20 protein-coding genes and 1 riboswitch are annotated in these 26,183 nt (G+C 48.9%); of the genes, 9 read left to right on the forward strand and 11 right to left on the reverse strand.

The genetic code is table 11. The features are described from left to right. Window positions 1-71: 71 nt before the first annotated feature. The 3 genes from CIK98_RS03590 to CIK98_RS03600 form a co-directional block, all read right to left on the reverse strand. Entirely contained in the window at window positions 72-1,859 is a 1,788-nt protein-coding gene (locus CIK98_RS03590) for a RagB/SusD family nutrient uptake outer membrane protein (protein WP_094382919.1), read from the reverse strand. 61 nt (window positions 1,860-1,920) lie between these two features. Further along, on the reverse strand, window positions 1,921-5,133 hold the full coding sequence (locus tag CIK98_RS03595) for a TonB-dependent receptor (protein ID WP_094382920.1): 3,213 nt from the start codon (window positions 5,131-5,133) through the stop codon (window positions 1,921-1,923). An 82-nt stretch (window positions 5,134-5,215) separates the two neighbouring features. Continuing rightward, the gene (locus tag CIK98_RS03600; protein WP_094382973.1) at window positions 5,216-8,659 is read right to left on the reverse strand and encodes a bifunctional proline dehydrogenase/L-glutamate gamma-semialdehyde dehydrogenase; all 3,444 of its coding nucleotides are present in this window, start codon (window positions 8,657-8,659) and stop codon (window positions 5,216-5,218) included. A 662-nt stretch (window positions 8,660-9,321) separates the two neighbouring features. Beyond that, a riboswitch (TPP riboswitch) is annotated at window positions 9,322-9,423 on the forward strand. A 62-nt stretch (window positions 9,424-9,485) separates the two neighbouring features. Here CIK98_RS03600 and CIK98_RS03605 point away from each other — a divergent pair. The 7 genes from CIK98_RS03605 to CIK98_RS03635 all read left to right on the forward strand — a co-directional run bounded on the left by CIK98_RS03605 (window position 9,486) and on the right by CIK98_RS03635 (window position 15,421). After that, complete coding sequence (locus tag CIK98_RS03605; RefSeq protein ID WP_094382921.1) at window positions 9,486-10,262, forward strand: thiazole synthase; 777 nt, start codon at window positions 9,486-9,488, stop codon at window positions 10,260-10,262. A gap of 28 nt (window positions 10,263-10,290) precedes the next feature. Continuing rightward, window positions 10,291-10,488 carry a sulfur carrier protein ThiS gene (gene thiS / locus CIK98_RS03610; RefSeq protein WP_094382922.1) on the forward strand — a complete coding sequence of 66 codons (198 nt, stop codon included), beginning with the start codon at window positions 10,291-10,293 and terminating at the stop codon, window positions 10,486-10,488. Window positions 10,489-10,606: 118 nt separating this feature from the next. Then, window positions 10,607-11,731 (forward strand): 2-iminoacetate synthase ThiH, encoded by a 1,125-nt coding sequence (thiH, locus tag CIK98_RS03615; protein WP_094382923.1) that lies wholly within the window; start codon window positions 10,607-10,609, stop codon window positions 11,729-11,731. Window positions 11,732-11,747: 16 nt separating this feature from the next. Beyond that, complete coding sequence (gene thiD, locus CIK98_RS03620; RefSeq protein WP_094382924.1) at window positions 11,748-12,581, forward strand: bifunctional hydroxymethylpyrimidine kinase/phosphomethylpyrimidine kinase; 834 nt, start codon at window positions 11,748-11,750, stop codon at window positions 12,579-12,581. A gap of 5 nt (window positions 12,582-12,586) precedes the next feature. Next, a complete protein-coding gene (locus tag CIK98_RS03625; RefSeq protein WP_094382925.1) occupies window positions 12,587-13,210 on the forward strand; it encodes a thiamine phosphate synthase in 624 nt (207 codons plus the stop codon). 4 nt (window positions 13,211-13,214) lie between these two features. After that, the gene (thiC, locus tag CIK98_RS03630) at window positions 13,215-14,798 is read left to right on the forward strand and encodes a phosphomethylpyrimidine synthase ThiC (RefSeq protein WP_094382926.1); all 1,584 of its coding nucleotides are present in this window, start codon (window positions 13,215-13,217) and stop codon (window positions 14,796-14,798) included. A 26-nt stretch (window positions 14,799-14,824) separates the two neighbouring features. Continuing rightward, window positions 14,825-15,421: a thiamine phosphate synthase gene (locus tag CIK98_RS03635; RefSeq protein WP_253249634.1), complete on the forward strand. Its 597-nt coding sequence runs from the start codon at window positions 14,825-14,827 to the stop codon at window positions 15,419-15,421. On the opposite strand, the gene CIK98_RS03640 is transcribed toward CIK98_RS03635, so the two are convergent. The 4 genes from CIK98_RS03640 to CIK98_RS03655 form a co-directional block, all read right to left on the reverse strand. Beyond that, the gene (locus tag CIK98_RS03640; RefSeq protein ID WP_094382927.1) at window positions 15,354-16,259 is read right to left on the reverse strand and encodes a YitT family protein; all 906 of its coding nucleotides are present in this window, start codon (window positions 16,257-16,259) and stop codon (window positions 15,354-15,356) included. The genes CIK98_RS03635 and CIK98_RS03640 overlap by 68 nt on opposite strands. 3 nt (window positions 16,260-16,262) lie before the next feature. Further along, the gene (locus CIK98_RS03645; protein WP_094382928.1) at window positions 16,263-18,362 is read right to left on the reverse strand and encodes an acetate--CoA ligase family protein; all 2,100 of its coding nucleotides are present in this window, start codon (window positions 18,360-18,362) and stop codon (window positions 16,263-16,265) included. A gap of 81 nt (window positions 18,363-18,443) precedes the next feature. Then, window positions 18,444-21,086: an ATP-dependent chaperone ClpB gene (gene clpB, locus CIK98_RS03650; protein WP_094382929.1), complete on the reverse strand. Its 2,643-nt coding sequence runs from the start codon at window positions 21,084-21,086 to the stop codon at window positions 18,444-18,446. Window positions 21,087-21,274: 188 nt separating this feature from the next. Then, window positions 21,275-21,910, reverse strand: a complete 636-nt coding sequence (locus CIK98_RS03655) for a hypothetical protein (RefSeq protein WP_094382930.1) — start codon at window positions 21,908-21,910, stop codon at window positions 21,275-21,277. 726 nt (window positions 21,911-22,636) lie between these two features. Between CIK98_RS03655 and CIK98_RS03660 the strand changes: the two genes are divergently transcribed. Together CIK98_RS03660 and CIK98_RS19030 are read left to right on the forward strand one after the other, a co-directional pair. Beyond that, on the forward strand, window positions 22,637-23,194 hold the full coding sequence (locus CIK98_RS03660) for a hypothetical protein (RefSeq protein WP_094382931.1): 558 nt from the start codon (window positions 22,637-22,639) through the stop codon (window positions 23,192-23,194). Continuing rightward, the gene (locus CIK98_RS19030; protein ID WP_094382932.1) at window positions 23,191-23,496 is read left to right on the forward strand and encodes a helix-turn-helix transcriptional regulator; all 306 of its coding nucleotides are present in this window, start codon (window positions 23,191-23,193) and stop codon (window positions 23,494-23,496) included. The genes CIK98_RS03660 and CIK98_RS19030 overlap by 4 nt, the downstream gene beginning before the upstream one ends. Here CIK98_RS19030 and CIK98_RS19035 read toward each other — a convergent pair. From CIK98_RS19035 to CIK98_RS03685, 4 genes are all read right to left on the reverse strand, one after another. Next, entirely contained in the window at window positions 23,388-23,675 is a 288-nt protein-coding gene (locus CIK98_RS19035; protein WP_172409804.1) for a hypothetical protein, read from the reverse strand. The two genes, CIK98_RS19030 and CIK98_RS19035, sit on opposite strands and share 109 nt — an antisense overlap. Window positions 23,676-24,093: 418 nt before the next feature. Then, entirely contained in the window at window positions 24,094-24,825 is a 732-nt protein-coding gene (locus CIK98_RS03675; RefSeq protein WP_094382934.1) for a hypothetical protein, read from the reverse strand. A gap of 309 nt (window positions 24,826-25,134) precedes the next feature. After that, window positions 25,135-25,614, reverse strand: coding sequence for a hypothetical protein (locus CIK98_RS03680; protein WP_172409806.1), 480 nt, complete (start codon window positions 25,612-25,614; stop codon window positions 25,135-25,137). A gap of 2 nt (window positions 25,615-25,616) precedes the next feature. Beyond that, complete coding sequence (locus tag CIK98_RS03685) at window positions 25,617-26,165, reverse strand: hypothetical protein (RefSeq protein WP_094382936.1); 549 nt, start codon at window positions 26,163-26,165, stop codon at window positions 25,617-25,619. Window positions 26,166-26,183: the final 18 nt, after the last annotated feature.

Consider the following 26,183-nt stretch of genomic DNA (forward strand, 5'->3'; position numbering starts at 1 on the left):
AATATGTGAATCCGCAATGAACTTTAATTCTTTAATTCTTTAATTCTTTAATTTGCGAATGACGCATCGCGTCATTCGCAATACGGTGTCGGGTCGGGGTTCATCTCGTTCTCCAATGCCGAGTTGAAGCTGCGCTCGGTCTCAGGTATGTAGAAGTTGAGCCATGGCGCGCAGTATCCGTCCTTGGAGTTGAGCAGATAGGTTTCGAGATAGTTAGAACCGACATAGTCGCGGATGACGGCGAGACGCAGACGCTTGAAGTCGTTGTAGAGAACGCCCTCTCCCCAGAACTCGATAAACTTCTGTGCTATCATCTCATACATGAAGTCGGCGTTGTACGTTGCGTCGCAGTGGTAGCCAGAGTTGGTGTAGCGGTAGGTGTTGAGGAAACTCTCCAGTGCCTGCTTTCCTGCCGCGAGGCCTTCGAGGTAGAACTTGCATTCTATTACGTTGAAGTACATCTCCTCCACACGCAGGAGAGGAACGTCGCAGAGCATACCGGCCTGTTCGTCGTCGATGCTGCCGCTTCCCGGACGGAACTTAAGGTTGGCGTATGCAGGCAGTCGGCTGAAGTTTGTCTTCTCCGACTTCGTAGCCGTTGTCTCCTCCTTCAGCAGAGTGTTGTATTTTTCGGGTGGTGTGGCTGCTCCTGCGTCCTCAAGGGCTATCCACGACTCCTTGCGCCAGTCGCCATCCTTTATCCTGTTGTAGTATTTTGTGGCAATGCAGCGGTAGGCGCCACCGTAGGCAGCCATTCCCCATGTAGGCTCTGAGGCTGTGAGACCGATGTGTGAGCACCAGTAGTCGGTCACTTGTTCCTTCGATGTGTATCTCATGTCCCAGACCCATGCCTGGTTCTCGGTGTTGAATCCTGTCTTGGCGTCTTTCCACTGCGACTCTGTCACTGGAGTGTAGCCTGCGCCAATCACCTTGGTGGCATAGTCCTGAGCCTTGCGGTAGCAGTCCTCGGCAGTCTTTATGCCAAGGGCGGTGAAACCGTCGTTGTCGCCCTCGTGCTCAAGTTGTTTCGCGAGGTCGTCGGGATACTTGCGGAAACGTGTGGCGAGGTTGAGCCAGAAGCGTGAGAGCAAGCCGTTCACCACGTCGATGTTCGGTTCCGACTTCGAGCTGCGTGAGTAGTTCTTCAGGGCAGCCTCGGCAATGGTGAGGTCGTTGAGTATGTAGCGGTACATGGTGTAGAACGGTGCTCGTGGGTTGTTCTTTCCCGACTCGCGTGTTGTCTCTTCCGTCACAAGTGGCACCGTAAGGCCGAGGATTTTCTCTGCCTTGGCGTCGAGTTCGGCAATGCCTGTCTTGTAGAACTCAAACATCATGGCAAGGTCGCTGTAGGCGAGAGCCCTGTACACACGAGCCATGGCATAGTATTGCAGCATCTCGTCGCTGGCATCGTCCGACAGCGTGGCGAGAATGCGGTTGGCGTTGTTGATGAGTCCATAGTAGTAGTAGAAGGGGCATCCTGAGTAGCCTGTGAGGTTGCTTGCCTTCTCGTAGTATATCTGGTAGTTCCAGCTTGCGTCGGTAGTCGGGAATCCGTCGAGCATGGTTTCCTTCACATACATGTAGCAAGGGTAGCCCCAGTCCTGCGAGGCATACCATGTTCCGCGGTACGACTCGCCGTAGTAGTTCTGTTGTGAGATCATCTTCGAGCTGAGTCCGTTGATGAGCATCTTGAACGATGCGGTGGATCCTGCCACCTGCTCTGCCGAGGCCTCCTGGGTTGGTGTCTCCTCGTCGATGCAGCTTGTAGTGGCAGCAGGGAGAAGGAAGAAAAAGGTGGGCAGGAGGAAGAGTTTTGTGAAACCCTTTGTGCCTTTTATATATTTGTTCGTTATTTTCATATTCCGAAATCTTTAATCCTTTAATTTTTTAATTTTTATTTCTCTAATTTCTAATTAAAGATTAGAACTGCACGCTCAGTCCTCCCATTATGGTTCGTGCGGGAGCGTACTTCGTGTTGCTTGCGCCTCCGTAGGAGTTGATGCGCGGGTCGAGGCCCTTGCGCTTGCTCCAGTAGGTGAGGTTCTCGCCCGACACCGAAAGGCGCAGCCCTGTGATGCCAAGTCCCTGCAGCCATTTCTTCGGGAAACTGTAGCCAAGCGAGATGTTCTGCAGGCTCAGCCAGCTGCCGTCGGTGAGGAAACGGTCGGAGGTGTAGGCGGAGTAGTTGTCGCCATACTGCAGACGAGGGATGTTGCTGTCCTTGTTTGTCTCCGACCATGCGTTGAGCAGGTCTTGGTGCAGTGCCATGCCGGTGAGTCCTGCCGTAGGAACGGTCATGAGCTGCATGTAGCCATAGTCCATCACCTTGCCGCCGACGCTGTAGGCGAACGACACGCTGAGGTCGAAGCCGAATGCGCTCAGCGAGGTGTTGAAGCCGCCGTAGAAGTCGGGTAGGGCAGTGCCGCAGTCGTAGAAGTCGATGTCCTTGGTTATCTCCGTCGGGTTGTTGGTCGTGGTGAGGTTGCCGTTGTCGTCGTGGACATACCACAGCGACTGTCCGTCGTCACCCACTCCTGCATACTTACGTAGTCTCCATGTGTACATTGGCAGTCCTTCGCCGTAGAAGTAGCTGCCGCTGGTGTAGCCTGCGTGTCCGTCGAGCACGTTGTATTTGTTGTCGTCGTTGAGTTTCAGCACCTTGTTCTTGTATGCCGTGAGGTTTGCCCCGATGGTCCATCGGAAGTTCTTTGTAATAATGGGATCGCCGCTGAGTTCGATTTCCACGCCCTTGTTTGCCATGTCGCCCACGTTAGACGAGTAGCCTGCATAGCCGAGCGACAGCGGCACCTTGACAGTACAGAGCATGTCGGTGGTCTTGCGGTAGAAATACTCAATGCTACCGCGCAGTCGGCTGTTGAACATCTGGAACTCGAAGCCTGCGTTGATGTTGGTCACAGTCTCCCAGGTGATGTTTTCGTTGCCCACCTGCTTCAGTGTGAGTCCGATGTCGTTGCCCTCACCTTTATTAATATAATATGTGTCGGTGTAGAGGAAGTCGGCGATGTTGTCGTTTCCGTTCTGTCCGAACGATGCCTTCAGTTTCAGTTCGTTGAGCCACTTCACGTCCTGCATCCACTCCTCCTTGGTCATTATCCATGCGCCTCCGAAGGAGTAGAAGTTGCCCCAGCGGTGGTCGGGATGGAAGCGCGACGAGGCGTCGCGGCGGTAGGAGAGCTGTCCGAAATATTTCCCGTCGTAGTCGTAGAGTCCGCGGAAGAGCCATCCCTCGGTGTTGTAGCCGAGGCTGTAGGATCCGTTTTCAAGAATGGTTGTCGCTCCGTCGAGTTCTTGGTTTCCGAAATAGGAGTACATGTTCTTTCGGTCGCCGTAAACGTCGTTGACATTGTAGTCGTAACTCTCGTGTCCTGCGAGCAGCGAGATGTTGTGCTTTCCGAATTTCTTGTTGTATTTCAGCAGTTGCTGGAAGTTGAGTGTGTATTCATTGTATGAGTCCTTGTAAACATATCCGTTAGGATAAGATGCGTGTCCGAAGCCGTAGAAAGGCTCGTAAGTGTAAGTCGTGTTGTAGTTGCTTGAATAGACGCTTCCGTTCACGGTTGCCTTGAGTCCGTCCCAGATGTCGATGTCGGCAAAACCGTTGAGTGAGAATGTTGTTGTGATTTTCTTGTTGGTGTTAAGTGTTGCGTCAACTATTCCGTTTACTTGTGTCAGATAGGGGCGCACGTAGTCAGAACCGAGCAGCTGGCCGTCGCCGAAGTCACCCACCACACCGTTTTCGTTGCGGAGGATGTTGCCTTCACCGTCGCGCAGATAGACAGGATAGATGGGACCTATCTGTGAGATCTGCGTGTAGAGGTTGTTGCCTGCGTCGTCCTCGGTGTCGCTTACGTCGGCACCGTTGTTGGTTGTTGACCGTGCGAAGTTTATGTTGCCTCCAACGTTGAGCCACTTGCGTGCCTGGTAGTTGGCCTTCAAGCGTGCGGTGTATCGCTCATAGTCGCTTGCCACGGCAATACCCTCGGCGTTGAGATAGCCTACGGAGGCGAAGAACTGTCCCTGTTGTCCGCCGCCGTTGATGCTCAGGTTGTATTCCTGGCGCAGTGCGTTGCGGTAGGTCTCGTCAATCCAGTCGTCGGGCATGATGGTATAAACCTGTCCGCCGTTATACACGCGGTTGCCGAGCGTTGCGTTGGGGTTCAGCTTGCCGTTGTCGCCAATGAGGTATTGTCCTGCAGGCACCGCGTAAGGGAGATAGCCTAAGCCTCCCTCGCCCGATGGCTTCCAAAGTGTGTTGTTGGCGTTCTGGTGGGCTGTGTAGTTGGATTGTCCTTTGGCTGTGTAGTAGTTGTAGAGTGCCGTGTAGTTCGCCTCCACATATTGTGCTGGGTCGTCGATGGTCTCATAGCGTTTTGAGGCGCGGCTGCTTGTGCCGAGCTTCACGTCAAGAGATATAGAAGTGCGGCTTTTGTCGCCTTTTTTCGTAGTTACTATGATGACGCCGTTGGCACCTCTCGCACCGTAGAGCGCGTTGGAGGCAGCATCCTTGAGCACTGTCACCGACGCCACGTCGGAAGGGTTGATGCTGTTCCACTCGCCATCGTAGGGCGCACCGTCGAGCACGATGAGAGGTGCGTTGCCTGCATTGATGGAGCTGATACCACGGATGCGGAACTCCGGTGTAGCATCCGGTGCTCCTGAATGAGAATACGCTTGTAGTCCTGCTACGTTACCCTGTAGTGCTTCCATCACGTTGGTCACTTGTCGTTGTTCGAGTTTCTTGCTGTCGACCACTCCGGCAGATCCAGTGAACGAAGATTTTTTCTGTTCACCGAAGGCGACCACCATTACTTCGTCAAGCACTTGATCGTCATTTTCCAGTATAATGCTCATCGACGGTTTTGCAGTCAGTGTCTTTGTTTTCATACCGATGTATGACACTACCAACTCTGAACCTGTCTTTACTCCATCGAGCAAGAACTGTCCGTAAATGTCTGTTTTTGTGCCGATATTGCTTCCTTTAACCATTACGGAAGCACCTATTACGGCTTCTTTGTTTTCATCAATCACTGTTCCCCTGACGTTTAAGTGTTGAGCCAAGGCGGTGATTGTAACCACCATTGTGGCTACTAATAAATACAATCGTCTTCTCATCTGTTTTTTCTCTTTTTTTGTTAAAAATAAAAGAGGAGTCAAAAGAGGAAGTACCACTCCTTTGACTCCCTTTGCAAGTAAGTTATTCTACAGCAGGAGCCTGGTCCTGACCACTTCCGTAGCGGTGGTACTCGAACGAGATGCTTTGCTCCTTAATGTAGTGGATAAGCTCTACGCGTCCGTCCTTCACAGGAGCTGCGGTAGCTATGTACTTGTCGCATTCGGCAGCGCGCTCGTACATCTCACGTGGGAGATTGGCAGAGCAGGTGCGGATGCGCTCGTACGTTGGCATTGACTGAAGGAAGTCAGCGAGCGACTCTTTCTTCAGTTGTGCGCCCGTAGAACCTAAGGCTGACGAGCGGTCGTCAGAGGGGTCGAAGCTGATGGTCAGCGGTGTGCCGGCGGTCTTTGCGGCAAGGGCTATCATCTGTGCTTGTTCGTTGGTGTCGTCCTTGAACAGGCGCAGGCACATGCCACCCTTTACAGGCAGATAGCGGAACACGTTCTGCTCTCCGCGGCACTGGTTCCAGTCGCGTGCGTGACGGAATTCCTTCTCCCATGCTTCAGCATAGCTCTTCTTGTAGTCAGTGTTAGAGCCTTTCTTGTCGGTGATGTAGGTGAACTGTGCGCAGTAGTTCGGTCCACCGGCCTTGATGCCTCCACCGAAGGCTGAGAGCTTCATGCCGCCGAATGGCTGGCGGTTGACGATGGCTCCCGTGATACCTCTATTAATATAAAGGTTGCCTGCCATGATTGAGTTCTTCCACAATTCACGCTCAGCCTCGTCGAGCGACTGGATACCGGAGGTGAGTCCGTAGTCGAGACCGTTAACGAGGTCGATGGCTTCCTGTAGAGTGTCGAACGGGCATACCGAGAGCATCGGGCCGAAGAGTTCGGTACGGAACGAATAGTTCTTCGGGCTTACACCCATCTTCACCGTTGGAGCGAGGATGTACTTCTTCTTGTCGATGAATTTCGGGGCAACGAGCCATGACTCGCCCGGCTCAAGAGTGTTGAGAGCCTTCAGCAGTTTCTCGTTCTCGTTGGTGATCATCGGACCTACAATGTTTCCTGCGTTCCATACGCTTCCCACCTTCATTGATGTTGCGCAGTCCTTCAGCTTAGTCCTGAACTCCTCAGACTCGTAGACTGAACGCTCAACGAGCAGCAGCGAACAAGCCGAGCACTTCTGTCCGGCGTTGCCGAATGCCGATGCACATGCGTTCATGATGGCATGGTCGCGGTCGGCAGAGGCAGTGATTATCATCACGTTCTTTCCTCCGGTTTCAGCCGACAGAGGTGTGGTCGGGTTTGCCTTGGTGATGGCTTGGGCTGTCTCTGTGCCGCCAGTGAGGATGATGTGGTTGATTTCAGGAGCTGTGGTGAGCTTCTTCAGCGCATCGCGCTCGGTTATGACTACCTGCAGAGCCTCCTTTGGTACACCGGCATCCCAGAAAGCCTTGGCAAACAGCCATGCAACTGGTGCAGCCACTGTAGCTGGTTTAAGAATACAGGTGTTTCCTGAAGCCAGTGCAGCCACTACGCCGCCGCACGGAATGGCGCACGGGAAGTTCCATGGCGAGATGACTAGGATGGTGCCTTTGGCCTTGATGTCAACATCTTTCAGAGCGTAGAATTTCTTCATTGAAGGAGTGTAGAAACGTGCGTAGTCGATACCTTCGCTCACTTCAACGTCGCCTTCCACAACGGTCTTTCCAGTTATGGCGCACATGCAGCCGATGAGGTCACCGCGCATTTCGCCGAGACGGTTGGCTGCGTCGTACATAATCTTGTGACGCTCTTCAATAGTGGTTTTGCGCCAGCCTTTCGGGTCTTCAGCTGCAATCTTTATTATTTGTTCTATCTGTTCAACATTAGCCTTCGACATCTCGCAAACCTGAACCTCGTCGTCTTGACAGCGGTCGAAATACTTCGCGCGGCTTGCGTTCTCCACGGTCTTGTCGCCAATCTGTGTAGGAATGACGTAAGGCTTGTCGCTCTTTGTCTTCTTCCACTTTGCGAATATCTGGCGCTGCCACTCCTGGTTGCACTCGCGGTCGAAGTCGGTGTCGGGCTCGTTCTTCATCTCGTCCATAGGCGGAACGGGCTTGTAAGGCTCAAGGCGGTTCTGCTTGCGGTGAGGCTCATGAGGAATCTTGTCCTTGATGGCATAAGCGTCCTCAAACTGCTTCTTCAGGAAGTTCCAGGCCTCAGTGTTGGGCTTGAGGTTGAAAGAGTGGGTGAGGAAGTTGTCGGGAGCCGTGTTCTCGTCCATACGGCGTACGAGATAAGACACGGCATTAAGGAAGTGCTCGTCTTTCACCACAGGAGTATAGAGTATCACATGGTTGCCCAATTTCGACTGTGCACGCCATACTTGGTCTGCCATACCTTCAAGCATTTCGAAACAGAAGGTGTCCTTTGGCGTGTTGTACATCTTTGTCAGCAAGTATGCGTATGAGATGGTGTAGAGGTTGTGTGAAGCCATACCGATGTGCAGGTATTTCGAGTTCTCTGGCTTCAAGCCACGCTCGATGATGTGCAGGTAGTTGGCGTCAACCTCGGTCTTGTTTGGACGAACTGGGTTCTCCCATCCGCGCAGCGAAGCCACAACCGTTTCCATGTCGAGGTTACATCCCTTTACGATACGCATCTTGATAGGAGCTCCGCCTCGCTGGCAGCGTTCCTTGGCAAACTCGAGCAGTTCGCTTTGGAATCCCCATGCGTCAGGCAGGTACGACTGAACGACGATGCCGGCTGAATATTTTAGGAATTCGGGTTTCGACAACACTTCCTTGAACAGGCGCATTGTCAGGTGAGCGTCCTTGTACTCCTCCATGTCGAGGTTGATGAACTTGTCGCGTTTCTGTCCGTTCTCGTCAATGTATGGGTTGTCGATGGCAGCCTGATAGAGTTCCGACATTCTGCGCACGAGTTCCGGGAACGACTCCTCATAGTTCAGTGCGTGAGTTTGTGCATAGATACCTGAAATTTTCACTGAGATGTAGTTGATGTCCGGTTCCTTCAGTGCTTCAAGATAGCTGTAGTATCGCTTGTCGGCTTCCTCGTCGCCGAGCACTACTTCACCCAGCAGGTTGACGTTCTGTCCTATTTTTTGGTCGAAGCGTGTAGCAAGGTGCTTAGTGAGATGTGGGCGTGCAGCGTCGATGATAACTCGCGATGTGTCCATTCTCAGTCGCTTTTTAATAATAGGAATAGCAATGGGGTAGAAATAGTGGCCGAAAGCCTGATAGATCTTGAAGAGGAACGTGTCGCGCTTGTTGAGGAACTTAGGCACACCATACTCGTCGATGAGCACTTTAATGCGCTTGGCGAGCTTTTTGTCGTCACGAATTTGCGACGATTCGTCGAGCATTTTTACCAAAAACTTCTTGTCTTGTGGTCGCTGCACCATGGTAGCATACTTGTGTTGTTCCCTGCGTTCAGCGTCGGTAATGGTTTCTTCACATGTGTTGTACAACGTCATTACCCAATCTTCTACTTCTCTGATAGTTGGTGTATTCATAACCTTATTCTGATTTAAATGTTTTTTCTTTATGTTTAAGAGACTCATAGCCGCAATCAACTCTTCCGACGCACCGCTGTGCGCCGTATGCAGCCTTTAGTGTTTTTCTTCTCTTAAATATAAATAAGAAAAGAAAAACATTTAAATCATGGTCGGGCTGAACATCACCGCCCTGTATCGATGAAGCTCCTGTAGAGCTTGCTTCGAAAACTTGTCGAAATCCATTCTTTTCATCTGTTAAATGTTTATTAGTTAATAATCACGGTGCAAAGTTAGTAAAAAGAATCCATACTTCCAAGCAAAATGGAAACTTTTTTATCTAAAAATCTGCATTTTGTTACAATTTATCGATAAATGCGTGCAAAAGGTTTCAGTTTTCTTGTTATTTGTTGCAAAAATGACACGCATCTAATATTTTTGGTTGTTTCTTTTTGCTGCAAATATACATATTATTATTTATAGTTCCAAACTTTTTTCCCCCTTTTTTTTATAATTTACTCATTTATCACTTAAGAAAGTTACCTTTTTACTTCTTTAAAGTTTACTTTTTACTCTTTAAAGTTTACTTTTTAAAGTTTACTTTTAAAATAAATGGCAATATGTTTTGCCGATTCGATTTTTTTGTATAATTTTGCGCCCAATAAAGAACAAAATCCAGCCAAACGGGCTGGTAGGGGTGCTTGGATGGTTGTCCAGGCTGAGATTACACCCGTAGAACCTGATTCGGATAATGCCGACGTAGGGAATATAGGCGCAAGCCGTATGACTTTAATCTCAGTGCATCTCCTTATTTGATAATTTTATAATTAAAACCATTATTACAACAATGGAGAAATTGATTATTGCAGGTAAGGAATTTAACTCCCGACTGTTTCTTGGAACTGGAAAATTCGGTTCCAATGACATTATGAGCCGAGCCATTGAAGCTTCGGAAACAGAAATGGTGACAATGGCTATGAAACGTATTGAACTTGGCAACGAAGAAGACGACATGATGCAACACATTATGCGTCCGGGCATTCAGCTGCTGCCAAACACATCGGGTACACGTAATGCCGAAGAAGCTGTCTTCGCGGCAAAAATGTCTCGTGAGGCTTTTGGCACCAACTGGCTCAAACTTGAGATTCATCCTGACCCACGCTATCTGCTGCCCGATCCCGTCGAGACACTAAAAGCAACCGAAATGCTCGTAAAAGAGGGATTTGTGGTGCTGCCATACTGCCAGGCAGACCCAGTGTTATGCAAGCGACTGGCTGAGGCTGGAGCCGCCACTGTTATGCCTCTTGCCGCACCTATCGGAACAAACAAGGGACTTCGCACCATCGACTTCCTGAACATCATCATCGAGGAGGCCACCGTGCCAGTAGTTGTAGACGCTGGCATTGGTTCTCCAAGCGACGCTGCCAAAGCTATGGAAATAGGTGCCGACGCTTGTCTTGTAAATACCGCCATATCGGTAGCCGGCGACCCAATAGCTATGGCCCGCGCCTTCAAGAAGGCAGTGGAATGTGGACGTGAAGCCTACGAGGCAGGACTTGCCCTGCAGTCCTCCTCTTTCGAGGCAGAAGCAAGTTCTCCCCTCACTGCGTTTTTAAACGAATAATTGTTTAAGTGAAGCAAGAATTGAAATCATGCTAATAAAAATTAATAATAAGGAGGTTGCGACACAAGCAGTGACCGTGGCAGACCTCGCAATAGAACAAAAACTACCGGAAAAGGGTGTGGCGCTGGCTATTAGCAACGAGATGGTGCCACGCACGGAATGGGCAAACCGCCAACTTAAAGAGGGCGATGATATCGTCATACTGAAAGCTTTTTGCGGTGGGTAAAGGATAAGAAAATTAAAAATTAAAAAATTAATAATTAAAGAATGAGAGTGTGGAACTTTAATATTTTAATATTTCAATTCTTTAATTCTTTAATCTCATTTTGAAAAAATGACATACTATGTTTTACGACGAAATACAGAAATATGATTGGGATGAGACATCCCGACAGATAATGGCAAAGACCGATGCCGACGTGCGTAGGGCTTTGGCAAAACCACATCTTTCTGTCGACGACTTTATGGCGTTGGTATCACCAGCCGCCGACAAGTATCTTGAACCGATGGCAAGACTTAGCCAACGAATCACACGAGAGCGCTTCGGAAAGACCATAAATATGTTTATACCTATTTATATAGCCAACTCTTGCGCTAACTCTTGCGTCTACTGCGGATTCCATGTGCAAAACCCGATGGCAAGAACTATTCTTACCGAAGAGGAAATAGTGCGTGAGTATGAGGCAATAAAAAAACTCGGTCCGTTCGACAACCTTTTAGTGCTCACCGGAGAGAACAAGGTGCTCACGGGAGTAAAATACATCGCTAAGGCTCTCGATCTCGCCAAACCTTATTTCAACAACCTGCAGATTGAGGTCATGCCTTTGGCTACAGAGGAATATGCTGAACTCAGAAACCATGGACTCAATGGAGTCATCTGTTTCCAAGAGACTTACAACGAGAAACGATATAAGGTATATCATCCACGAGGACCGAAATCTGACTTCAAGTGGCGACTCAATGGCTACGACAGAATGGGACAGGCTGGAGTACACAAAATTGGTATGGGAGCGCTCATCGGTCTTGAAGACTGGCGAACGGAAGTGGTAATGCTGGCACGACATCTGCGCTATCTTGAAAAAACTTATTGGCGTACTCAGTATTCAGTAAACTTTCCTCGTATGAGAGTGGCGGAAAACGGAGGCTTCCAACCTAATGTGGAGATGACTGACCGTGAACTGGCGCAGGTTACTTTCGCCATGCGTATCTTCGACCATGATGTAGACATCTCCTATTCTACACGCGAGACTGCCGAAGTGCGTAACAATATGGCTACGCTCGGTGTCACGACCATGAGTGCCGAGAGTCATACCGATCCAGGCGGATACTGCTGCCATCCAGACTCCTTGGCACAGTTTGAAATCAGCGACCCTCGCACTGCTAAGCAAGTAGATGCCGACCTGAGACACCTTGGCATGGAACCTGTTTGGAAAAACTGGGACAGAAGTTTTGATAAATTGAGGATGTAGCATTTAGGACTTAGGAATGAAGAATGGATGCGCTAATTATATCACAACACTGACGATTGCCGGTAGTGACTCTTGCGGAGGGGCTGGCGTGCAGGCGGACGTTAAGACAATGTCGGCACTCGGATGTTATGCCGCAACTGCCATAACGGCCATTACCGTGCAGAACACTCTCGGAGTGACTGCCGTGCATGCTGTTCCCCCGGAGATCGTGGCTGGACAGATACGTGTGGTGATGGACGACATAAGACCTCGGGCAGTGAAGGTGGGAATGGTGAACGACACTGCCACCATCATTGCCATTGCCGATGCGCTGAAAGACTACGACGTGGAGCATATCGTGGTTGACCCAGTAATGGTGGCTACAAGCGGTTCGAGACTGATGCAAGACGATGCCGTGGAGGTGTTTTGCAAACAACTGCTACCTCTCGCCACACTTCTCACACCAAACATTCCAGAGACTGAGGTGCTGTCGGGAATTACTGTAAGCGACAAGGAAAGCATGGACAGTGCTGCCCTTCGTATCTTGCAACTTGGATGCAGCAACCTGCTCGTCAAGGGCGGGCATCTCGAGGGGAAGAAGATTGACAGGCTCTATGGTGAGGTGGAACGCGAATATGTGGGTGAGAACGTGGTAACACCCAACACTCATGGTACAGGTTGTACCCTCTCTTCAGCCATCACGTCCTTCCTTGCCCAAGGCCTTCCCGTTGACGAGGCTATAGGAGCTGCAAAAGAGTGGCTCACCAAGGCTCTTAGGGCTGGGGCTGACGTGGAGATTGGTAAAGGACATGGACCGGTAAACCATTTCTTCGACCCAATAAAAATGAAAATCTGCCCATCAAATAATTAACTTCAATGAGAGCAATACAATTTATAACTCACGAAACAGAAACCATAGGCTATGTCGAAGGAGCACGCATGGCACTGGAAGGCGGATGCCGATGGATTCAACTGCGCATGAAAGATGCTACCGACGACGAGGTGCGTGAGGCGGCATCGGAGATACAATCACTGTGTAAGGCTCACGACGCCATTTTCCTGCTCGACGACCGTGTGGAATTGGCAAAGGAACTGAAAGCCGATGGAGTGCATCTCGGCAAAAACGATATGCCCGTTGACGAGGCCCGCCGTCTGCTTGGTGAAGAGTTTATCATAGGTGGTACCGCCAACACTTTTGACGACATCGAGCGCCTGGCGGCACAAGGTGTCGACTACATCGGATGTGGGCCTTTCCGCTTCACCACCACGAAGAAAAACCTCTCTCCGGTACTGGGTATCGAAGGCTATCGGGACATCATGGAGAAAATGGAAAAGGCGGGAATGGATGTACCCGTTGTGGCCATTGGCGGTATCACCGCCGACGACATCGACAACATACTCGCAACAGGAGTGAGAGGTATTGCCGTAAGCGGGACAGTGCTGAATGCCGAAGACCCAGTGGCAATGATGAAGACATTAATTCAAGGAACAAACATTTAACAACATGAATAATAATATCAAAATCACTTATCCAGGTTCTGAAAAGGTGTACATGAACGGTGTGATACATCCAGAATTAAAGGTGGGCATGCGAAAAGTTACGCTTACGCCTACAGTGACAATTGAAAATGGTGAGAAAAACTTCAGCGAAAACTCACCAGTGTATATCTACGACACCAGCGGCCCGTATAGCGACCCTAACGTTGAAATTGACCTCGAAAAAGGTCTTCCAAAACTGCGCCAGCCTTGGATAGCAAAACGCAAGGAAGGCGAGACGCAGATGGCTCTGGCTAAGCGTGGAGTCATTACCGAGGAAATGGAATATGTAGCTATTCGAGAAAACATGAACTGCCGCGAACTGGGCATCGAGACACATATCACACCCGAGTTCGTGCGCCAGCAGGTGGCAGCCGGAAGGGCTGTCATTCCTGCAAATATCAATCACCCTGAGGCTGAACCAATGATTATCGGTACAGACTTCCTCGTGAAGATAAACACCAACATCGGCAACTCGCATCTCAACTCGAGCATCGAGGAAGAGGTGGAGAAGGCTGTATGGAGCTGCAAATGGGGTGGCGATACGCTTATGGACCTCTCAACGGGCAAGAACATCCACGAGACACGCGAGTGGATCCTCCGCAATTGTCCAGTACCAGTAGGCACAGTGCCTATGTATCAGGCTTTTGAGAAAGTGAACGGTAAGGCTGAAGACCTTACATGGGAGATTTTTCGCGATACTCTCGTGGAGCAGTGTGAGCAGGGCGTGGACTATTTCACCATCCACTGCGGTATCCGCCTGAAGAATGTGCCTCTCTCGCAAGGACGACTCACGGGAATGGTAAGCCGTGGCGGAAGCATCATCTCCAAGTGGTGTATGGTTCACCAGCAAGAGAGCTTCCTCTACGACCATTTCGACGATATCTGCGACATCTGTGCGAAATATGACGTGGCAATATCTCTTGGCGACGGACTACGTCCTGGCTCTACCTACGATGCCAACGATGCCGCCCAGTTTGCCGAACTCGACACCATGGGCGAACTCGTTGAGCGTGCGTGGGCGAAGAATGTCCAGGCTTTCATCGAAGGTCCAGGGCATGTGCCTATGCAAAAAATCCGTGCCAATATGGACCGTCAGATAGAGAAATGCCATGGAGCGCCTTTCTACACTCTCGGTCCGCTTGTCACCGACATCGCCCCTGCCTACGACCATATCACTTCGGCCATTGGTGCCGCCATGATAGGCTGGTATGGCACTGCCATGCTATGCTATGTCACTCCCAAGGAGCATCTTGCACTGCCCGACAAGGACGACGTGCGTGTTGGTGTGGTGACATACAAGATTGCCGCTCATGCTGCCGACATCGCCAAGGGTCATCCCGGAGCTACCATACGCGACAACGCACTTTCCAAGGCTCGCTACGATTTCCGATGGAAAGACCAGTTCAACCTTGCCCTCGATCCCGAGAAAGCACTGGAATACTATAAGACTTCAAACAAGACTGAAGGTGAGTTCTGTACCATGTGCGGTCCTAATTTCTGTGCCGCCCGCATCAGTCATTCACTGAAGGATTGTAATATTGAAAAATAGAAAGATTGAAAGACTTTAGAATAATTGTGATAACAAAGCCCTCGTTCATTTCGGACGAGGGCATGTTGGTTAACCGGCTCTTCGAGTCGGGTGTCGACCGTGTGCATATTCGTAAACCTGGGGCTTCAAGCGACGAGCATCGAAGGCTCATCGAGGAGATAGACAGTAAGTGGCATGAAAGACTGTCGCTTCACGACTGCCATGAACTTGCCTTGGAATATGGTTGCGGAATACATCTCAACGGAAGAAATCCTAACCCGCCGTCATCTACGGGAGAGGCACCTGTTGTCTTGTCAGCTTCCTGCCATTCGTTGACAGAAGTAGAACTGCGGAAACAGACCTGCGACTATGTCTTCCTTAGTCCCGTATTCGACAGTATTTCCAAGCAAGGCTATCGTTCAGCCTTTTCAGCCTACGACATACGAAAAGCCGCCCAAAGCGGTATCATCGACAGTCGGGTGATTGCTTTGGGCGGCATATCTCTTGATAATCTGGAACTCGTCAATAACATGGGCTTTGCCGGAGCCGCCATGCTAGGTGAGGTGTGGAAAAATGTTACTTTATTTTGTCGAAGCCTTCGCCAAACACACCTTGGCAGAACGACTGCGACACCATGGCGTTAGGGTCGATGCGCTTTATGGTGTTGAACACCTCCTGCGACTCGTATTTCCTCGTGAGTATGATAAGCAGTTTCACGTCGCTTTTCTTATACCATCCGGTGCCTTGTATCACAGTCACTCCACGGTGCATTCGTTTGTTCACGATGTCGGCTATCTCATCATACTTTTTCGAAATAATCAGGAATTGCACAGTCTGGCGAGTTCCGTTTATTATATAGTCGCACACGTATGCCGCCACGAAGGTGAAACACAGACCGTAAACGATGGTTTCCATACTATGGAAGAGGAAGTACGACGATGAGATGATTAACATGTCGATCATCTGCATGGCACGTCCGAAACTCATCCTTGTGTATTTGCCAAGCAGGGCCACAAGTATGTCGGTGCCTCCAGTAGAGCCGTTGTGGGAAAACACTATGCCCAGACCTGCACCAGACAACATACCGCCTATCAGGACATGCATGAACTTGTCCTCACCTGCCGTTATCACAGGGTGAGTCATGAATACAGGTCTGAGTGCGTCGATGAAAAACGAGATGATGGTCACTCCTATCACTGTTCTTATCACAAACTGTTTCGACAGTGCCTTATATGCGAGTATGAGCAGTGCAACGTTCATAAACCAAAGCATGATGCCCGGTGGCAGTCCAAAGGCATAGTATAACAGCGAGCTGGCACCTGTCATGCCTCCCATTACGACCTTTTCCGGCAGTATGAACGCGTTGAATCCCACGGCATAGAGCAGTATGCCGAAAGTGATGAAGAAGTAGTCCTTCACCATTTGCTTGCGCTTTATCTTTTTGCGTTGCGCCTTCTCTTCTTCAGAATAGTTGTATTCCATGTGTCATTTGTTTTTCTCTATGCGTATTCTGGCATCTACCGCCACTACTTCCTCGTTGTCGGCAATCAGAGGGTTGATGTCGAGCTCTTTTATCTCAGTGGCAAATCTCAGCAGCGACGAGAGCCTTACGATAATCTCAGTATACTTCTTCTCGTTCAGTCCCTGTTGTCCGCGTGTACCTTTTATAATCTTATATGCCCTCAGCGATCTGATCATCGATGTAGCCTCGGCATAACTCAAAGGAGCAAGTCCGCTCGACACGTCTTTCAGCACCTCCACGAAAATGCCTCCCATGCCGCAAAGCACCACATGTCCGAATTTCGGTTCATATTTCGCTCCGACAAACAGTTCTGTGCCACGTAGCATTTTCTGTACCATTACGGCGTGGGCGTCAGGTATCTCCATCATTCTGTCAAACTCCATTGCAAGGTGTTTTTCGTTTCTTATGTTCAAGGTCACACCTCCCACGTCGCTTTTGTGTATAGGTCCCACCACCTTTGCCACCACAGGATAACCGGTTTTGCGGGCAAAGTCGATAAGGTCTTGTTTGTTGTCGCTCACCATTTCAGGCACCATAGGTATACCAGCACTTTCGAATATCTGCCTAACCACTTGTGGCTCAACATATCCGTCTTCCTCTATGCTGGCTATGATATCGCGTATTCTCGGTACATCCACTCCAAACAATTCTATCTCTGGTCGGGCAGGATTGGGTGTGGCAATGATGCGTGAGAGCGATACAGCCAGTGTCACCTCGTCGCTGAAGTTCACGTGGCCTTTCTTTAGAAATTCCGCCACTTCAGGTCCGGCAGTGTGCAGGCTTGGTAGTATCGGGAATATCGGTTTCTTGCATTCAAGTATTTTCTTGTGCAACACGTCGTAAGTCTCGTATAGTTTCACCAGTCCCGGTGTTCCGAATATCACCATTATCGCGTCTACCTCGTCAAATTGGTTTTCGCAGTAGTCAATGGCTGTAGCGAGATGCTCAGGTGTGCCTGTTGCAAGTATGTCGATGGGGTTGGCCACCGAGGCACCTGGATATAACTTCGATTTCAGTTCCTCCGCAGCCTTTCCTGTAAACTGCGGCACCTGCAGTCCTCCTTTCGAGAGTGCGTCGGTGAGCATCACTCCAGGTCCTCCGGCATGTGTCACGATGGCAAACTTTGAGAGCGACGCGGGTTGCTGGAGTAGGGTAGAGGCATGTGTGGCAGGCAGGCATGTAAAGATGCATCCCACGGTCGTTAGTTCCTCTCGTGAGAAGCATCTTACTATACCAGCTTTTCTGAAAAGGGCCTCCACGGCGGAGTCGCTTGTCGCTATTGCTCCCGTATGTGAAGAAGCTGCACGGCTTCCGCTTTCGCTCGACCCGCTTTTTATTGCTGCGATGCGGCATCCCTTCCGTATCAGCGAACTGGCGTGGAAGAGAAGTTTGTCGGGGTCTGAAATATTTTCAATATACAGCAGCTTGATCGTAGGGTCGGTGTCGGGGTTGAAGTGCTCGTCCATATATTGCAGCACGTCTTCTATTCCTATCTGCTTTCCGTTGCCTATTGACCATACGGAGTTAAACTGCAGTCCTTTCATCACAGCTGATTCAAGAATGAACACAGCCGTTGCCCCCGACCCGCTTATGAAGTCCACACCCTTTGGGTTCAGTTGTGGTATGGGTTTGGTAAACACGCTGTGGTGGTGATTGTTAAGCAGTCCGATGCAGTTTGGTCCGATGAGTGCTGCATTGTGTTTTCTGCAAGTCTCGAGTATGTCCTCCTCCAGTCGTGCACCTTCTTCCGTCTCTTCACCGAATCCGGCAGATATAATGATGAAGGCCTTCACTTTTTTTTCTTCGGCAAGGATTTTCACTGTCTGTGGACACATCTGTGCCGGTATCACCAGTACGGCGAGTTCCGTATCGGGCAGTTCTTTGATGTCGTGAAACACCTTTATGCCCTGCACTTCATCCTCTTTAGGGTTAACGATACGCAGCGTACCTGCATATCCTCCATTCAAAATGTTTCTCACGATGGCGCCACCGGGTTTGTGGAAGTTGTTTGAACCTCCAATGACGACGATAGATTCTGGTTGTAGAAGTTCCTTGTTAATCATAGTTTTTGAATTTTGGTGCAAATGTACACAAAGTTACAGAAACTACAAAATAAAAAGGCCTTTTTTTCCAAAAAAAACTACCTAATTCCTAAACACCAACTTTCCTCCTTCCGCGTCTATCGTGATAGGTTTTTCTCTCGACACTTCCTCAGCGAGTATCTTTCTCGAGAGGTCGTTAAGAACGCTGCGCTGTATTGCACGTTTCACGGGTCGGGCACCGAATTCCGGATCGTAGCCTTCTTCTGCGAGATACTCTATGGCATCGTCGGTCACGTTCAACTCAAATCCCTGTGGCTCCAGCATGCGTTTCACGGCATTTATCTGAAGTCTAACAACGTCGGCTATCTCGTCCTTCCTCAGAGGCAGGAACATGATGGTCTCGTCTATACGGTTGAGGAATTCCGGACGTATCGTTTTCTTCAGCATGTCAAGAATCCTGTTCTTCAGCCCTGATATGAACGAATGGTCGAATGAACAATCTTCACTTTTCCCTCTTAGCTCTTCGTTTATCATCTGGCTTCCGAGGTTTGATGTCATGATGATTATCGTGTTTTTGAAGTTCACCACACGTCCCTTGTTGTCGGTCAGTCGTCCGTCGTCAAGCACTTGCAGCAGAATGTTGAACACGTCGGGATGAGCTTTCTCTATTTCGTCAAACAGCACCACGGAGTATGGCTTGCGCCTTACGGCCTCGGTGAGCTGTCCGCCCTCGTCATATCCAACGTATCCAGGAGGCGCTCCGATGAGTCTCGACACGCTGAACTTCTCTTGGTATTCGCTCATGTCTATACGTGTCATCATCGTCTCGTCGTTAAACAAGTACTCAGCCAGAGCCTTGGCCAATTCCGTCTTTCCCACACCCGTGGTTCCCAAGAACATGAACGAGGCTATCGGTCGTTTAGGGTCTTGCAGTCCGGCGCGGCTACGTCTTACGGCATCGCTCACAGCCTGTATCGCTTCCTCCTGTCCTATCACTCTTTTGTGCAGTTCCTCTTCCAGGTGTAGCAGTTTTTCGCGTTCGCTCTGAAGCATTCGTGTCACAGGTATTCCTGTCCATCGGCTCACCACCTCGGCAATGTCGTCGGCAGTCACCTCTTCTCTCACCATGGCGTCGTTGCCCTGGGCGTTTCTCAGTTGCTGCTGAATGTTTCTGATGTCATCTTCCAGCATTTTCAGCTTACTGTAGCGTATCTCGGCCACCCTTTCGTAGTTACCCTCACGCTCAGCCCTTTCAGCTTCGAGCTTCAGGTTCTCCATCTGCTGTTTGTCGTCCTGTATTCTGTTTACGAGCGCCTTTTCTCCTTCCCATTTTGCGCGGAACTCCTTTTCCTTGTCTTTCAGTTCGGCAATGTCCTTGTCAAGCTGTGCGAGTTTTCCGTCCGACGAGCCCTCGTCGGTCTTCATGCCCAGTTCATCGTTATTTGCCCTTCTCTCTTCGCTTCTTATAGCCTCCCGTTCAATCTCCAGTTGTTTGAGTCTTCTGGAAATCTCGTCGAGTTCCTCAGGCACTGAGTCGCGTTCCATTCTCAGCTTTGCAGCCGCTTCGTCCATAAGGTCTATGGCCTTGTCGGGCAGGAAACGGTCGCTGATGTATCTTTCCGAGAGTTGTACCGCCGCAATGCAAGCGTCGTCCTGAATACGCACCTTATGGTGGTTCTCATACCTTTCTTTCAGTCCTCTTAATATTGATATGGCGCTCAGTTCGTCTGGTTCGTCCACCATGACGGTTTGGAATCTTCTTTCCAGGGCCTTGTCTTTCTCGAAATATTTTTGGTATTCGTTGAGTGTTGTAGCACCAATGCTTCTCAGTTCTCCACGTGCCAGTGCAGGTTTCAGAATGTTAGCCGCGTCCATGGCTCCCTCGCCACCTCCGGCTCCCACGAGTGTGTGGATTTCGTCGATGAAGAGAATGATGCGTCCGTCGCTCTTTGTCACTTCGTTGATCACCGCTTTCAGTCTTTCCTCAAACTCTCCCTTATATTTCGCTCCAGCCACGAGAGCGCCCATGTCTAACGAGAAGAGTTGCTTGTCCTTGAGGTTTTCCGGCACGTCGCCTCTTACGATACGTTCAGCCAGACCTTCCACAATGGCAGTCTTTCCCGTACCTGGTTCTCCTATGAGGATAGGGTTGTTCTTGGTGCGTCGCGACAGAATCTGCAATACTCTTCTTATCTCGTCGTCACGTCCTATCACAGGGTCGAGCTTTCCTGCCCTCGCCTGTTCCACGAGGTTCTTGGCATACTTGGCGAGGCTTTGGTAGTTGTCGTCAGCCGACTGCGACTGCACTTTCTGTCCCTGTCTCAGTTCGTCGATGGCCTTACGCATTTCCTTCTCTGTGCACCCCGCGTCTTTCAGTATGCGGCTTGCAGTGGTCGATGCGGCAACAATGGCGAGCAGTATCGGCTCTACGCTCACAAACTGGTCTCCCATCTTCTGCGACATGTCCTCTGCGTGTTGCAGAATGTTGTTTGTGTCGCCCGAGAGATAAGGTTGTCCGCCTTGAACTCGAGGCAGGTGACTTATTTCAGAGTCCACGAGAGTCTCCACCTGTTGGGCGTTGACCCCGAGTTTCTGGAAGATAAATCCCGCCACGTCCCTTGCCTTGGTCATGATGGCTTTCAGCAGGTGTACCGGTTCTATTGACTGTTGTCCTGACCGTTGTGCCAGGTTCACCGCCTCTTGTACGGTTTCCTGTGCCTTGATAGTAAACTTGTCGAATGTCATGTTCAATCTCCTTTCTTTAAGTTCATAAAAATTATTCTACCCATTCTCATCGCAACTCACGTGCCATCTTCTCCCTCTTCTGTCAAAATGGCATCTATATCAGCCAAAATGTCATAGGTGAATAATCTACATTCTACCGACCTGCTTCCAGTATTTTCTACTCTTTTACATATAAACATGCTAATTGCTTACTCACCCTTGCGCCTTATCCATATCTTGTGTGACGCCTGACCAGTGTAGTCGATAGGCATATTAGGATCAGCAGTGATTTTGGCAAGTTCCTTGGATGCCGTGGTGCGCGACAGATTGTTCACCTTGGCATATTCGCCGAGGGTGATGTGTCCCTTTTCGTCAATTATGGCAAGGGCGTTCTCTATGCGCTGCTCAAAGGAGTAGAGGTTCTTCTTCAGTTCCCTCGCCCCTGTTGTCATACGTTCAAACCTTGTGTTCATCTGAAGATCACGTATCAGTTTGGGAGATATCTTGAAGTTAAGATCCTTCACTCCCACTCGTCTGTAGAGCATGGGGTCGCCTTCCTCCTGAATCTCAGTAGGTTTGTCGTCGAGGAACTTCAGCGACATGGAGAATGTGCCGATGTCGTCGAGAGTCACGTTGTTGCCCTTTGACAGCAAACTGACCAGCGAGTCGGCAATACCGCTTATCACTCCCCTCAGCACTCCCTTATCCACTGTGCGCAGACGATCGTGCAACACGTCGATAAACTCCTCTGTTCCAAGAGTCTGGTTTATCACCACCTTCGGATATACCGCCCTCTTGCCGGTATTCCTCACGTCATTCATTTCCTGTAGTAAGTACTTAACCATATACCAGTTGTTTTTAGTTTATGATACCTGTTGTAATTGTCTCATTATATATTGTTGTAATTATTTCGCATTGCCTGTTGACATTTCCATAGAACAGGCATTTGTTTTACGTTCCGCAGTGCGGTTTCTACGTTCCGCAGTGGTGAACGTACATTCCGCAGTGGTGAATGTACGTTCCGCATTGCGGAATATAAACCAAACACGGTGCAAAGATACATTAAAACAGGGTATTATGCAAACATCTATACGACTGTTTTTATACATTTACCACTATTTAACAGATAGTATCTCTTTAGCAATTATTACTTTCTTACTCGCGCGTGCGCTCTTTATAATTTTCAACTTTTTCTGTCACTTCTGAGACCTGATAAATTAACAACTTCATTCTCAATGAGTTAAATATTAGAACTTGGTGACAGAAGGAGTGACATAAGTTTCACGAACGCACCAATCTTGGCACCGTATATCTTGTGAAGCAAAAACACTGACCAAAATGGCGCAAGAACACTGAATGAAATAGCGCAAAAATACCGAATGAAATAGCGCAAAAATGCCGAATGCTAGCCCTGAAAGGGCGACATATCATAGGATAGGGCGTGAGCCCTATCTTAATGTGTCTTTTTCCCTTGATAGTTAAATTGCATTAAAAATTCGCAAAAATGCAACCTATAAGTTGCGCATCCCGATTATTCTTCATATATTTGCACCATATAAAAAAGAAAATTTATGAAATTCGTACGTACTATACCAGGATATAATCACCTTTGGGCGGTTAGGGACGAAGATCAAGAGACGGATGAACTGTCGTTGCTATTCCGTCAATGGAGTAATTTTAACTACCTGCTTGACTTCTTCTTTGCTAACCTTGATGACCTTCAGGGCTTCTTCCATATAAAGAAGGTCAGCGATGCCATTAAGGATACGATGGAAGATGCACAGGAACTAGAGAGGTTGATTCTTGACTTCCCTTATACTGAGCAGCTTGACGGATTGTTCCATCCTTTGAGTTTAGCTGATAACAGAGCACATGAGTTGACTCGTGAAAAGGCAAGGAATTGGGACAGGAGACAGCATCCGAGTTGGTTGCGTATCTATGCTATACGTATTGAACCAAATGTTTATATAGTTACAGGAGGAACCATCAAACTGACAGCTACCATGCAGGAGCGTGAGCATACTAAAAAAGAGCTCGACAAACTTAATGCCTGCCGTGATTATCTAAAGCAGAATGGCGTATTTGATATGGATAGTTTTATTGATTATTTCGAGGAGGATTTACTATGAAGCAGAAGACTTTAGACTTTTTGGAGGCACACAAGAGTGAACAGCCTTCAACCTTTACCGAAGATGCAAAGTGGCGTCAAGAGAACGAAGTGTGGCTAAAATGGTCACGCGGGGTTGCCTTGTCAATCGTTGACTACATGCAAGCAAATAGTCTCAGTCGTTCAGACATCGCCAACAAACTTGGTGTGACACCTCAGTATGTCAGTCGCATTCTCTCTGGAAATACAAATTTCTCATTCAAGAGTGTGGCTGAAATAGAAAGAAAACTCGGAATTTCGTGCATGGAGGCCGCAATGGCGTAAAGTATGCCCAGGCGATGGATGCCATATCCAAGGGCGAGCGCTATTGGTTTGACCAACAGGAAATAGTCGAACTGCTTGCCCACAACAGGAAGTATCAGGTTTTCTCGCCTGCAGAGCAATATTTCCTTCTGTTTTTCGAGGTGTGCCAAGACCCTGGTACGCACCATTCTGGGCACCATATATCTTGTGAAGCAAATACACCGACCAAAATAGCGCAAGAATTCCGAATGAAATAGCGCAAAAACACCGAATGCCTTGGGCCACGCTTCCGTACAGGACGGTTGCTCACCAAACCAAAGTTCACTGCCATCTCATGAAGAGGGAGAAGCCGTTTCATACGTCCAAGTTCGCTGTTTTCAAACGTAACTCGAAATAAATCATAAAAATCGAACCCTTCGAACGGAATTCGCTTGCTTATTCCAGAAAAATGTTGTACCTTTGCCATCGTATCACTTTTGTGATTCCCCCAATTTGTCACTTCTCAGGATGATTGGGGGATTTTTCTTATCATCTACAAAGGTACAAAATTTCTACCACATTGAGTAATAGATAGTTATAAATAATCTTAAAAATTAACGACACTCCCTATCTTAGTATTCATTTTCCTTCCTCCTCATCAAAAGCTTCGTCTGCCAAACTGGTATATAGGTTGTGCCGCTCCTCTGCCGACATAGGTGCTGCGCATCCGTCAGCCTCCTGCATCTTCATGCACGAGAGACGTGAGAAGAAGTTCATGCGCGTACAGGTGTCCTTGCCCATCGAGGCACGTGTGCCCTCGTGGCTATAGGCAAAGTTGCGTGAGTTGCGTATGGAGAGGTTCGTCGCCACCTCCATGGAATCCTGGTTTGCACCCATATAGGTGAATGTCCATCCCTCGCCACGCAGACGCTCCACAAGTTCCTTGATGGTCTTGCCGTTGTACTCGTGCGAAGCATTCTCCATGCCGTCGGTGATGATGGTCACAACCACCACGCTGTCCTCTATCTCCTTGACATGCTTGCGCATGGCTGTGAGCGTGATGCCCATGGCATCATAGAGTGGGGTAGTGCAGCAGGGCTGGAAATCCTCCATTTTTAGCGGATGGGCATCTGCCACAGGAGTCTTGTCAAACACGTGCTTCGTCTCACAACTGCAAAACGTCACCAATGACACGAAATGGTCTTGTGTCTCGGCAAACTTCTCCTGCGCTTTCTTGATACCTGCCAAGGTCTCGTTGAAACCTTCCACGGCAGCCTGACGAATACACTCCATCGAACCGCTGCGGTCGAGGATAATCACATTGAAGACCTGCGTCTTCTTCATCTCTTGCTTGTCCTTTACTTCTTCCATCGTTTCAAATTATTATCAGTTTATACTATTAGTTGTCTAACTCTTAAATGCTTGAAAACTCTGCTTTTGCCTTGTGATAGGCAGAACGTACCATGCCAAGGATGTTCAACCTTTGCTCCACGTAGTTTCATCAGGCTCTCTATGTGGGTATATTAGTTATCATCATCTGAAATATGTTTTACTCTTTATGATAAGAGAGTGGCATTTGTAACCATTCTCTATCATTTACCTTCATTTTATACTGAAAAAAATCCCTCCAGCTAATTGATGCAAAGCCGAAGGGATACAATATCTGCTGTTATGCAATCCTTAACCTTCAGGCTCTGGTGGCTGTAGTTTCCACTGCTCTACCAATCGTTTACAACCGTTTTCAATGTGTTTAGCTACACGACGATATACAGCTGCAGTCTTGTAATGAGGGTCTTCCACATTGCCGTCTTCATCCAATGCAATCTTATTGAACAGGACGATTCTGTTCCAATGGCTATAGTCCAGTACTCGTGTTATGGCATCACGGTGACGCTCGTCAAACACAATGATCGCATCAGCAGTCATTAGTTTTTCACGTGTCATAACCATAGTCGTACCACTTAATTCATAGCCCAGTTCCTTCGCCACATCCACCATCGCAGCATCACGAGGATTCTCGCCCCAGTCCAATGTACCAAGGGAGAACACTTCAATGTCCTCTATTCCTGCATCAGCCAATAGTTTCTTCGTCACACATTCTGCGAATGGTGACCGACAGGCATTGCCTGTGCATACAAAGCAAATCTTGTAGTTCATCATATTCATATATAATAGAAATTCTTGTAATTGAACGTTGTCAAAGGTGAGTGGACATCATCCATTGCCAACATCCGTTTAGGTATCTCGCTCAGGGGGATTCTTTGATCAAGCAATGTTCTCAGCCGCATAGCCAATTTCACATTCTCGCGGTCAAGTTCCTCCTGCGTAGTCTCTACCTGATATAATAGAGCCTTACTTAGTTCGGAAACTATCATCCCTGTAAACAAACCATGCAAACCTTCTGCACGTGCAAACTGGTCGGCATTGCACCATACAGCTACAATGTTGCTCCCATGATTGTGCAAATGGTATCTGTGAGAATGACCCACGATAATCTTATCAAACTCATTCTTGCTGTCATCCTCACGAAAGAAAAGTCCTTTGTCTGAGCCGTGTCCCAGTAGCATGATACGATCCTGTGTAGAGACATGATGCAACAGACGCCCCATCTCCTTGGTTGTACGGTAGTCGGTAACGACCTGTGCTTCCAGCCCATCATATAGGGCTGAAAGCATCGCCGTGGTTTTGTCTTTTGGATGTATCACTAACATGTTTTTTCTCCTTATTAT

Origin of the sequence: Prevotella sp. P2-180 (assembly GCF_002251435.1) — a bacterium.
Taxonomy (GTDB): domain Bacteria; phylum Bacteroidota; class Bacteroidia; order Bacteroidales; family Bacteroidaceae; genus Prevotella.